Genomic DNA, 11,454 nt, shown 5'->3' with positions numbered 1-11,454 from the left:
AAGCACCCCACAAGAGACTCTCTGATCAAACGGGATCATGGTGCAAAAGCGACACACAGACACACTCTCCCTGATCAAGAGGGATAATGTGTGAAGGGGGCCTCCACAAGAGGTGCCTCCCCCTCCAACCGCCTGCTTATAAAAATAGCCGGCCAGAATCATTATCTTCTGGTCGGCTATTTTTTGCATGGTTAGTCCAGCAGGAAGGCGCGTGGGGAAACGTAGAGGAAGCGCTCGGCTCGGGCCATGACGTGGACTTTTTGCTCTGGGAAATGCTCATACAGGTAGTCCACAAAATGACCTGGCTTCTCTGCATTTACCGCAAACAGATCATAATGTAGCGGGATTACGGTGTCCGCGCCGATTTCCTGGGCGAAATGTGCCGCTTCGCGATAATCCATGTTTCCCACGATTCCACGCTGCTGGCGGAAGTAGTCCCGCCCGTTGATCGGCAGCAGGGCGATGTCCGGTTTCAGCTCACCCACTTGCTTGATCAATTCCGGAAAAACCAACGTATCTCCGGCATGATAAAGCGTCACGCCGTTGAGCTCCAGAACGTACCCAACGTACCGGGGGCAGCCGTCGGCATCCCGTTCCAGCTGCTCATGGGCCGCCGCAATCGGCGTTACCCGCAGCTTGGAGAAGAGCTCCAGCGGGTGACGATCGTCGGCGGTCATGAGCACAGACTCCGAGATGCCCATCTCTAGCAATGCTGGCTTGCAGCATGCCGGCGCAACGATCGGCGCCTCGGGACTGCTGCGATGCAGCCATGGCAACGTCCGCTCATCCATATGGTCATCATGTTCATGCGTTATCAGGCATAGTTGTACGCCTTCAATCTCTTCTGGTGCAATCGGTGCGGGAAATGCGCGACGCCAATCGCCGTCGTCCAGATCGCCCGAGAGATAGGGGTCTACGTAAATCGTGATCCCATCCCCTTTGACGATGACGCTTTCCTGACCGAGATACCACACCGCCAAGGTTCCGTACGGCGGTTCCGTCCGGGCGATCTCACGAATCAATGCCGCGCCTGTTCGCTGATTTTCGGTCATTAGATAAGGGCACTCCTTGATTTTTTAGGTTCCCGCCACAATCGAACGGATAGTTTCCAGAGGCAGCTTCGGCTTACGATCGTAGGTCAGCAAGCCGTTAATTTCCTGTTCCACGTCCGTGAACTGGGTATAGCAGAAGCCTTGGACCACCGGAGATTGCAGCATCGGTACGATTACATTCTTCAGGCGCAGCGCAAAATCCTCCTCATTCTCCGCACCGGAGTACCCCCAGCCTTCCCATTCGTTCACCTTAAAGGAGATCCCGCCAAACTCTGTGACCAAAATTGGCTGTCCCTCGTAAGGGAATCCAGGTACCAGAATCACCCGATTCCCGGGAGCTGCAGTCAAAGCCGATTCGACGGTTGCATACCGCTCCTCCAACTTCTCCTTGCGCCATTCGTAGTCGTGAATCGTCACAAGGTCAGTGGTCACCAATTCCCATCCGTCATTGGAAACAACCGGACGCGTGGGATCCAGCGACTTGGTCAGGTGGTACAGCGATACCGCGTGGTGCTGTTGCTGCTTGTCGATCATGATGTTGGTCACGCCCCAGCTTTCGTTCAGCGGAACCCATGCCACGATGCAAGGATGGTTAATATCCCGCTCCACCGCCTGGATCCATTCTCGCGTCATCCGACTGACATACTGCTCAGTGAACTGGTAGGCGTTCGCCATCTCCCCCCACACCAGCAGCCCCAGTTTGTCAGCCCAATACAAGTAACGGGGATCTTCGATCTTCTGATGCTTCCGCACCCCGTTCAGCCCCATGGCCTTTACCAACTCCACGTCCCGCCGCAAGTCCTCATCGCTTGGCGCAGTCAGCAAGCCATCCGGGAAGTAACCTTGATCCAGCACCAGCTTCATATAATAGGAGCGATTATTTAAGTGCAATTTGCCGGATTCCACGGAAATTTTGCGCATCCCGAAATAGCTTTGGACCTTGTCCACAGGTGTACCGTCGATCAACAGCGTTAACTCCAGATCGTACAAGTTGGGGCGTTCCGGTGTCCACCAGCGTCCCAAGCCATGATCGTTAAAATCCTCCAAATGGATCACCCGACGACCCGACTCATGACTTACGGAGAAGCAATCCTCGGTGACAAATTCGCCGTGAAACGTAATGACCGCCTTCATGCTGGCTTTAACGGAGGCGCTGTGTCCCGCCAAAAACACCTCAAGTCCGATATCATTCTTGTCGATGTCCGGCACCAACCGAATGCGATCAATTCGCGTCGTAGGTACCGGCTCAAGCCAGACGCTCTGCCAAATCCCAGTCGTGCGGGTATAGAAGATACTCTCGGATTGATCCTTCCAATACTGCTTGCCCCGCGGCAGGGAAACATCGCGGCTGTAGTCCGTCGCCTTCACAACAACGGTATTCTCGCCTTCATCCAGTACATCCGTAATATCCGCCGTAAATGGAGTATGTCCGCCTTCATGCATCGCTACCAGATGCCCGTTCACCCATACTTTGGCCTCATAATCCACAGCACCAAAATGCAAGAGCAGTCTGCCTGACTTGTAGTCTTGAGGTACGGTAAACGTTCTCCGGTACCATACCTGGTCGTGTACAGTCGGGTCACCTATACCGCTCAGTTTGCTCTGATAGCAGAATGGCACGTTGATTTTCCGACTGAAATCATGTGTCTCGTACCATCTGTCTCTTTCACCAATTCCTTGGTCGTCAAATTCAAACTCCCACTCACCGTTTAAACTCATCCAAGCGTCGCGGACAAATTGGGGACGGGGGTACTCGTTACGTAAAGGTTGACTTGTCATTTTTCCGCTCCTTCGAGTCTTTGTTTATTGTTTTTGTTTTAATACATAATTTTTGTATCTTTTAAGCTAAATATAGCCCCGAACTTCTGTTTTGTCAACGATTTCAGTCGATTTTTCTAATTACATTAAGTGTTTTTATTTTACGAACTTTTTGGAATTAAGTGCCTATGATACAAAAAAAACACCGACTCCCCAAGGAGTCGATGGTCAAATTAGAGCTTATTCAAATGGAACCAGTGTCTTCATCCATGGTGTAGGCGATCTGAAGAACTAGGTCCTGATCATAATCGCCAAACTGCTTGCCGAACAGATTGACACCGCCCTTATGGATCGCATCCGGCTTGACGCCGATCCGTACACGCAGACTTGGCCGTTGATCAAGGTTCAGATCGTTGATCGTAACATCGGAGACCTTCTGCATATCGAGCGTTGTGCGTTCGCGGTCAACTCGCCATGTTTTCAGCAAGCCGTATTGGGTCATCCAATCTTCCCACCAGGGAGGATTTAATGTGCCGCGCCGATCCCCGAAATCCCCGGGACTCGTCCACATGCCGATCTCAACGCCATTAATCCATACCGAAATATCCGAAGGCCAGTCATTGTCGTAGTTGGGGGCTTCCGAGCACATTTCCATGGACAATTCCAGCGATTGAATGCGCGCATTTTGTGGAACTTCCAGCGGGAACTGGTATTCCACGTACCCTTTACGAAACCACAAAATCTGCGCTCCCACATGCTTGGGGTGATAGAAGCTGGCCGGCTCATCCTCCCGAACCAACATGCCTTCACTGGATGCCATGCCGCACGTTGGATGAACCTCGCAGTCGCTGTAATGCCCGATCGGCATTTCAACCTCGTAGAACTTCATCCCGTCCTTGGACGTCCGGATGCTCGAGTTCAGCGAGATGAGAATATCATCGTAATTGCGGCTGCACACCTTCATCGCACCGCGGACGGCCGGAAGCAATTCCGTATTAATCAGCTTGGCCGCTTCCAGGATCTTAACGTTGTTTGCCACCGTAGACACCGGAAGTTCCAGCGTCTCGGCAAGCTCAATGATATTCATGCTCCGCGTGTTGAGCAGACGAAGAATGTCTACGCGAGACCTTGTAGAGAGCGCGTGCGCCACTTGAACCAACTTATCCGGTTCGTGTATCCCGACTTCCAGCATAGGAACCTCCGTATCCGTATTCCCAAATAATGATCTTACTTTCTTGACTTTACTACACAAAGCTGGAATAAATCAAGATTCATAAAAGTTATCACGATTCCGGGATCTTCAACGGCAACAGGTCAAAACAATCCAATTCAAACTCCCCGCGATTCTTCGTGAATCGCAGCTTGTTCACCCCATCCTTCAACTGAATTTTGGCGGTGGACACCCCCCAGTTGTTCCACCCCTTCGGGTGAACCGCTGCGGTAACGGAAGTCCCTATATCAACGCTCAAGTCAAAATAGGCCATTTCTCCGGCAGCACTCCCGTTTGCAGTTCGCGCCAGCAAGAGGTACTCTCCTGCCGAAGCTTGGATGGAATACTCCGCGTAGCTGTCTTTCTGCTCAAACCGCCCAACGCTTTTTCCGCCGGAGCCCTCAGGATTCTCCAGCACAGTCACACCGCCCCCAAGCTGCCCCTTCTCCGCTTCATAGCGGACGCGGCTCACCTCTCCGGATGGCAAAGACAACGGGAGGTTCGGATCCGCCGGAACCCCAAAATTCGGGGTGTTGTCCGCGTTCCAAGTAAAAGGCTGCATCCGTACCTCCCGGTTCCAGCCAGCATCCTTGTATTTCGCCACGTGATATACAATCCAATCCTCCGTCCCGTCAGGTGACGTGGTGAAGGAGTGATGTCCCGGGCCGTACAGTCCGTTGCCGGACACGAAAATCGGCTCCTCTCTCTTATGCCAGGAAGCCGGATCAAGCAAATCACGGTTCGCATCGGCCGTAATTAATCCCAAACAGTAGTCATTCGTCCAGCTCCCGCTCGCCGAGTAGACTAGATTAATGGTGCCGTTATGAATCGCCACCTGCGGACCTTCATTCACTTGCGGCGAATGATTCGTTTCCCAAGCATAAGTCGGCCGGGAAATCTCCACTCGCTCTGAGTCAATTGTCCAAGGGTTGCTCATATGGGCGATGTAGAGATTTTGACGGATATTCTCCTTTCCTTCCCAACCAGACCAAATAAAATACAGCTCCCCGTTCACCTGCAGAACGGTCCCATCGATCGCCCAACGGTTGGTAGTGTCGGTGATTTGCCCTTTTTGCTTCCAGACGCCTTGTAAAGGATCAGCCGAAGTATTCTCCATTACGTACATCCGATGGTTCACGTTATCCCCGTCATCCATGGCGTAGTAGATATACCAAGCCCCATGAATATAATGGAGCTCGGGAGCCCATATGTTGTGGCCGCCCGTTGGAATCACTCGCCGGGGAGCACCATCCATCCCCGTTATGCTGGCGGATTTCCATACTGTCACGTCACTGCCGGTGGTTTTCGTGAAGTAATAATACCCATCGGTATGTTTATACATCCAAGGATCTGCCCCGTCCTGCATCAGTAAATTATAAAAATCATCCCGCTCGTCACCCTTAGCATCAGATCCGGCACAACCGACCTGCGCCAATAGAAACAGACAAATGGCAGGCAACAGCGCTTTTCCGAATTTTCCTGTTTCCATCTCTCTTCACTCACCCTTTAATTGATCCGACGTAAACACCCTTAACAAAATACTTCTGCAAGAACGGATACACGCACAAAATCGGCACCGTGGATACAACGATCGCACAATATTTCACCAGTTCCCGGAAGGCGGTCGAGCTCTGGGCGCTGTCGATGACGACGCCGCCCGCACTGCCAATGGTAGTAGCCGTGGAATCGTTGGCGACCAAAATCTCCTTCATTAATAGCTGCAGCGGAAACAGCTCCCGATCCTTCAACAAGACCATCGCGTTAAACCAGGAGTTCCAGTTCCCCACCAAATAGTACAGAAAAATAACGGCTAACGTCGCCTTGGACAACGGGAGGATCACCCGAATCAAGATGGCCGCCTGGCTCGCCCCATCGATCGTTGCAGCCTCTTCCAGCTCCGCCGGCAGCGACTGGAAGCTCGTTCTTAAAATAATGATATTCCACGTGTTGAGCGCCGTCGGTAAAATCATCGCCCACAGGTTGTTATATAAATGGATATCTTTCATTAACAGAAACCAGGGAATCAACCCGCCGCCAAAGAACATCGTGATCGTAATCAGAATCATGATGAAGTTTTTGAAATAGAGATCTTTTCTCGACAGGACAAAAGCGCCCATGATCGTCATGACCATATTCACCAGCGTACCTAGACCTACGTAGATGATCGTATTTTTGTAACCAACCAGCAGGCTGTTGTCTTTAAAGACCAGCTTATATCCGTCCAACGTAAATCCAAGCGGCTTCAGCAACAGCCCGCTGTGCGCCATCAGCGCCGTCGGGTTACTGACCGAGGCCAGCAAAATATGCAGCAAGGGATAGAAGCAAATTAACATAATCGCGGTGAGCAGAATGTAGTTCATGACTTCAAACACGCGATCCCCGGTCGTCATCGGCTTCCAGTTTTTTCGTCTTCTCAGCTTTTTCCGACTGGACATGGTCATCCCCCTTTCTACCATAAGCTCACTTCCGAAGTGCGCCGGGCGATTCGGTTCGTTACCCACAGCAACGCAAAGTTGATCACGGCGCTAAACAAGCCAACCGCGGTGGAGAAGCTGAGACTGGCTTCGCGCAAGCCCCTGCGATAGACATAAGAGGCGATGACGTCTGCCGTATCGTAAATAAGCGGGTTGTAGAGCAAAATAATTTTTTCGTATCCGGACGCCATCAATCCGCCAACCGCAAAAATAAACAGAATCACGATAATCGGCGTAATTTGCGGCAGCGTAATGTACCACATCTTTTTGACTCGACCAATGCCGTCAATTTCCGCCGCCTCATACAATGCCGGATCGATCGAACTCATCGCAGCTAGATAAATAATGCTGTCCCAGCCGATGTTCTGCCATATCCCGGAAAATGTATAGATCGGCCTAAAAAAGCCGGAGTATCCCAGCAGCGAGGTATAATCCTTCCCTGTGATCCATTGCAACACTTGGGTAACAATGCCTTCATCCGCCGTAAAGATATGAATGATCCCGCACACGACCACCAAGGAGATAAAATGGGGCATGTACGTAATCGTTTGAACGGTTTTCTTGAACTTTCCGTCTCGAATCTCATTCAGTAATAACGCCAAAATGATCGGTGCCGTAAATCCGAACACGATCCCCCACACATTAAGGAGAAGCGTATTCTTGGTCACCCTCCAGAAGTACGGCCCCTGAAAAAAATCGATAAAATGCTTTAACCCTACCCAATCGCTCTGAGCAAACCCCAGCAACGGCTTATAATCCTTAAATGCGATAAGCACTCCCCACATCGGACCGTAACAAAAAACCAGGAACCAAGCGACCACTGGAATGGCAAGCAAATACACAAACCAGTTCTTTCGCAGATCTTTTTTGATCCGGATTCGGGTTCGGTTTGGTTTCGGAGCCTCTGAGGAAGGAGCGAGTTTCCTTGATTTACGGACGATCTCCATGAACGCATCACCTACTCTTCTTATTCCGAATTCTCTGAAACAATAACGAGGGGCCCAAGCTTCAACCAGCCCGGTCACCCTCGTTATTACCTGCTTAATCTTTAGGCCAAACGGCGATTATCTGCTGTTGTAACGATCCAATGCCGCCTGATGAATGCTCAGGAATTCGTCCAGCCCCATCTTCTTCGCTTCTTCCAAGAACTTGTCGTACGCATCTACCGGCAACTCGCCTTTAATGATTTTGGCAAAATATTCACCCCGGAGCGTAGACAACTGGTTCCCCAGCTCGGCCTCCCGTGAAGCTTCCTCCTTCGTAAACGAAATCGGAGGCATCGCCGCGCTCGTATCCATGTTCTCGGTCCAATATTTCCGAATTTCGCCGGAATAGCTGCCTTTCGCTACGATCAGCGGGTTGGAGTTATGCTCGTCGCGAATGTCCGGCCAGATATGTCTGCGATATTTATCAAGCGCTACCGCTACCGGCTGTCCATCCGGGTCGTTGTACATATAGCTGTTTTCCGGATAATAAGGCTTGCCGCTCTCATCAATCAGGTGCACCGTGCCGTATTCGCCGTAGTTATAGATCTCCCAGCCTTTCTTGGTGTAGGCGAAATCCAACCAGGCCATGGCCGCTTCAACGTTATCACACTGGGTCGTGATGGCAGCTTCCGTACCTGTCCGTTTAAAGTTCTTGTACGTGGTTGCAGATTTATCGCCCTTGTTCAGCACAGGGTTCAGCGCTCCCACAAAATCGATATCATTTTGTTCCTTCCAGTAGCTCCACATCGTGTCCGGCGAGTCCATCATGACTGCGGTTTTGTCGGAAATGGCGCTGGCCATTCTTTGGTTGAAGTCCGCTGTCGCCCAGTCTTTGTTGAGCAGCCCTTCTTTGTTCCATTGCTGCATCATGGCGAGGTATTCCTTGGCCTTGGGTTGTGCCGGACCCCAGGCGACTTTGCCATTGCTGTCCAGGAAGGTCCAATCCCATACGCCATACGCTCCGTTTAAGATCCCGGTAAAGATCTGACCATAGTTGGATCCATAGTTCAGCGGCTCGCTGTATCCCACTTCCTTCGCTTTGGTCAAGAAGGTATGCCATTCGTCAATCGTTTCCGGTATTGGAAGCCCTATCTTATCGAGCGCCTCCTGCTTGATCAGCATCCCGAACCACATCCACTCCGAGTAAGGAGCAATGCCGTAGAAGCCGAGCAGTCTGCCGCTGTCGGTGACCGTCGTTTTTCTTCTTGTCTCATCGGAGTTGCGCCAAGCCGAATAGTTCGGAGCATATTTCTCCATCAAATCAGTCAGATCCAAATACGCCCCATCGTTCACGCCTGCCTCGAAGCCACCAGGGTACCGGCCAGGCTCGATGATAATGTCCGGTAAATCTCCGGAGGACATCATCAAGGTAAAGGCGTCCGCTTCCTGTCCTACCGGCGGAGTGATGAAGTTGACTTTAATCCCCGTCAGTTTCTCTACTTGCTTCTGGATCGCATGATTGTTCATATCCGGAATGTTGCGATTCGCCGGCATCCAGACATCCAGCGTCACTTCTTCCTTGAAGGGATAAGCAGAGTAGTCGTTTGGAATCTTCTCGTCAAAAATATCACCCAAATACGTATCATTCAGCGTCGTATTCACTTCGTTAATTTGCTCTGGAGTTGGTGATGTGTTCCCGCGAATATCCTGACTGATGTCGGTAAACGTGGTTTCAACCTTCTGTTGTTCTTCCGCCGTATTCTCGCTGGTGTTATTGCTGTTGTCCGCCTTGTTTGAACCGCCGCCGCTGCAAGCTGTAATCATGGAGACTGCAAGAATAAAAACAAACAGAAAACTTAAAATACGTTTGGACTTGTTATTCATATGAACCTCCCGATTAATGATTTCAAAAGCAACAACCCCCGATAGTTCCGCTTGCACTCATCGCCCTTTTCGGATTGGTTCAACCCCCTCTGTCATCAAATCTCTCATCCAAAAATTATATTATTGTTTTATTACAATAATTTTGTATCTTTGCGTTGATTATAATCCGCGCTTGATGGGATGTCAACGCTTTCATTTAAGAAGATCACGATTTTTTTAATAAAATAACTTGATGTTTCAAAATAAACTATTAGTTTCAAAAAAACTGTAATTAATATCGCGCCCTTTATTCTCCGGCAGGCCGCAGAATGGGCATGCCCGTGCCGACAGGAACCCCAAAATCCGGCATCCCGTTGGCTTGCCAACCAAATTTTTGGAGTCTTGTGCTGCGGGGAGATCCAGCGGAGCGAGGCCGCTCTGCTTCCGAGTAATCATAGGCATGGTAGACGATCCAGTCCTCGGAGCCGTCGGGAGATACGGTAAAGCTGTTATGTCCCGGCGCATACACTCCAGCGGAAGGATTTTTGGCAAAGACCGGGCCTTCTTCCTTGATCCAGGACTTCGCATCCAGCAGATCTGCGGTCTCCGGGATCCGCGCCATGCCGAGACCGTAATCGTCCGACCACGTCGCGCTGGCCGAGAAGACAAGGAAGATCCAGCCGTTGCGCCGCAACAAAACCGGGCCTTCGTTAATCGCCATCCCGCCTTGCTTCTCCCACGGCTCCGTCGGAGCAGTAATCAATACGTTCGGACCGGCTAATGTCCAAGGATTGGCCATTCGAGCCGCGTAAATCGCTGAACCGTAATCCGGGAAATGGCCATACCCAGAATAAAAGAAATACAGTTCCCCCTGATGTTGAATGACGGTTCCGTCCAACCCTGCAAACTCCGTGTTCACCACAGCTTTAAACTGCCACTCGTTGTTCATCGGATCATCGCCCGCCAATTCAAGCACACAAACGCGTCGCGTGTCGTCCCCGCCGCCGTCGTTCGCCGTATAGTAGATGTACCAGCACCCATTGATGAAGTGCAGTTCCGGCGCCCATAGGTTGTAAGAATAAGGGCCGTTGGGCTCAGGCGTCCACACGGTCCTCGGTTGGACATGGCCAAGTCCGCTCAAGGTTGGACTGTACCAAAGGGCGATGCGGTCGCCCAGGGTCACCATCATGTAGTAGCTTCCAGCGGGATGCCGAACGACCCAAGGGTCCGCACCGTTTGACAGGATTGGATTTACAAACGTTTGATTCCCCATCGTTCCCCTCCTAAGTATTACGAGATTCATTTCAAAGTAATAACAAAGTATTGTTTTATTCCAAACATTTTACTTCGTTTTCATCACAATAATCGGTTATCCAACGAATGTCAACGTTTACATTTTGGGGAGAAGCAAAAAAAAAAGCTTATGTCCGCACATCCTTGAGTGACATAAGCTTTTTGTTAAGCATGTTCTTAAGTTAAAAAACGCTAATCCGGATTAAACGTTTTTCTACTAAAATATTATTCTACAGAGATTAAATAGAATAATAGCGAATAACTATTAAAGTAATATTTTCGAGCCTAATTTGACAACACCAAGCAGAATGTTTATTATTAATTATGGAAATTTTATTTAATATGAGCAAAAAAAGGGGGGAATTTAATGCAAAAACTCCCGTGGTTAATAAGTATACTGGCATGCTTCCTATTGCTCATCACTGGTTGTAATGAACCCCAGCCTAAAACTGATGATGCGATGAAAACAGCCGAAGCCTATAAAACGACCGAATATAAAGTTGACTTTACTGAGGATCTGTTGTCTGCCGAATCCATTCAGAAGCGAAACGAAGCGATCAAACCTTTTTTAACGGAATCGTTTTACGAAAAACAGGTTAACAATCGAATCACCATTTTACCTTTAAGAGTTGCTGCGGATACGCAGCTGTCCATCAAACCTGATGATTTGCAAACCCGCATTAAAGCGCAAGACGAGAACAATGTCACCATCGAATACACTGTAAATCTACTACTGACAAACTCGGAAGGCCGCGAAAGCAACCGAGTTCCGTTAGAAGGCGAGTTGATGATGACTTTCGTAAACGAGCGATGGCTGGTGCAATATGACGACTTTAATGTCCAAGTCTTCATGAAATTGATTTCCGAAAAATAGGCTC

General features: G+C 50.1%; 9 protein-coding genes. 1 reads left to right on the top strand and 8 read right to left on the bottom strand.

The features are described 5' to 3' along the window. Positions 1–191: 191 nt before the first annotated feature. From C812_RS00695 to C812_RS00660, 8 genes are all read right to left on the bottom strand, one after another. A complete protein-coding gene (locus C812_RS00695) occupies positions 192–1,052 on the bottom strand; it encodes an MBL fold metallo-hydrolase (RefSeq protein WP_016310784.1) in 861 nt (286 codons plus the stop codon). 24 nt (positions 1,053–1,076) lie between these two features. Continuing rightward, positions 1,077–2,831, bottom strand: a complete 1,755-nt coding sequence (locus C812_RS00690) for a glycoside hydrolase family 2 protein (protein ID WP_016310783.1) — start codon at positions 2,829–2,831, stop codon at positions 1,077–1,079. A 223-nt stretch (positions 2,832–3,054) separates the two neighbouring features. Then, positions 3,055–4,002, bottom strand: a complete 948-nt coding sequence (locus C812_RS00685) for an ArsR/SmtB family transcription factor (RefSeq protein ID WP_016310782.1) — start codon at positions 4,000–4,002, stop codon at positions 3,055–3,057. A 91-nt stretch (positions 4,003–4,093) separates the two neighbouring features. Further along, on the bottom strand, positions 4,094–5,509 hold the full coding sequence (locus tag C812_RS00680) for a family 43 glycosylhydrolase (RefSeq protein WP_016310781.1): 1,416 nt from the start codon (positions 5,507–5,509) through the stop codon (positions 4,094–4,096). Positions 5,510–5,519: 10 nt separating this feature from the next. Continuing rightward, a complete protein-coding gene (locus C812_RS00675; protein WP_016310780.1) occupies positions 5,520–6,455 on the bottom strand; it encodes a carbohydrate ABC transporter permease in 936 nt (311 codons plus the stop codon). A 14-nt stretch (positions 6,456–6,469) separates the two neighbouring features. Further along, positions 6,470–7,441 (bottom strand): ABC transporter permease, encoded by a 972-nt coding sequence (locus tag C812_RS00670; RefSeq protein WP_016310779.1) that lies wholly within the window; start codon positions 7,439–7,441, stop codon positions 6,470–6,472. Between the two features lie 117 nt (positions 7,442–7,558). Beyond that, on the bottom strand, positions 7,559–9,304 hold the full coding sequence (locus tag C812_RS00665; RefSeq protein WP_016310778.1) for an extracellular solute-binding protein: 1,746 nt from the start codon (positions 9,302–9,304) through the stop codon (positions 7,559–7,561). A 286-nt stretch (positions 9,305–9,590) separates the two neighbouring features. Beyond that, positions 9,591–10,556 carry a glycoside hydrolase family 43 protein gene (locus C812_RS00660; protein WP_016310777.1) on the bottom strand — a complete coding sequence of 322 codons (966 nt, stop codon included), beginning with the start codon at positions 10,554–10,556 and terminating at the stop codon, positions 9,591–9,593. A 387-nt stretch (positions 10,557–10,943) separates the two neighbouring features. On the opposite strand from C812_RS00660, the gene C812_RS00655 reads away from it, so the two are divergent. Then, on the top strand, positions 10,944–11,450 hold the full coding sequence (locus C812_RS00655; RefSeq protein WP_016310776.1) for a hypothetical protein: 507 nt from the start codon (positions 10,944–10,946) through the stop codon (positions 11,448–11,450). Positions 11,451–11,454: the final 4 nt, after the last annotated feature.

The sequence above is a fragment of the Paenibacillus barengoltzii G22 genome (genome assembly GCF_000403375.2).
Classification (GTDB): Bacteria; Bacillota; Bacilli; order Paenibacillales; family Paenibacillaceae; genus Fontibacillus; species Fontibacillus barengoltzii.
Note: the sequence above shows the minus strand (reverse complement) of the source record. Positions and strands in the feature narration are given on the sequence as shown.

Coding starts and splice junctions, on each gene's coding strand:
- C812_RS00680 (WP_016310781.1), bottom strand. CDS start 5,509: ATGGAAACAGGAAAATTCGGAAAAGCGCTGTTGCCTGCCATTTGTCTG.
- C812_RS00655 (WP_016310776.1), top strand. CDS start 10,944: ATGCAAAAACTCCCGTGGTTAATAAGTATACTGGCATGCTTCCTATTG.
- C812_RS00695 (WP_016310784.1), bottom strand. CDS start 1,052: ATGACCGAAAATCAGCGAACAGGCGCGGCATTGATTCGTGAGATCGCC.
- C812_RS00660 (WP_016310777.1), bottom strand. CDS start 10,556: ATGGGGAATCAAACGTTTGTAAATCCAATCCTGTCAAACGGTGCGGAC.
- C812_RS00690 (WP_016310783.1), bottom strand. CDS start 2,831: ATGACAAGTCAACCTTTACGTAACGAGTACCCCCGTCCCCAATTTGTC.
- C812_RS00675 (WP_016310780.1), bottom strand. CDS start 6,455: ATGTCCAGTCGGAAAAAGCTGAGAAGACGAAAAAACTGGAAGCCGATG.
- C812_RS00670 (WP_016310779.1), bottom strand. CDS start 7,441: ATGGAGATCGTCCGTAAATCAAGGAAACTCGCTCCTTCCTCAGAGGCT.
- C812_RS00665 (WP_016310778.1), bottom strand. CDS start 9,304: ATGAATAACAAGTCCAAACGTATTTTAAGTTTTCTGTTTGTTTTTATT.
- C812_RS00685 (WP_016310782.1), bottom strand. CDS start 4,002: ATGCTGGAAGTCGGGATACACGAACCGGATAAGTTGGTTCAAGTGGCG.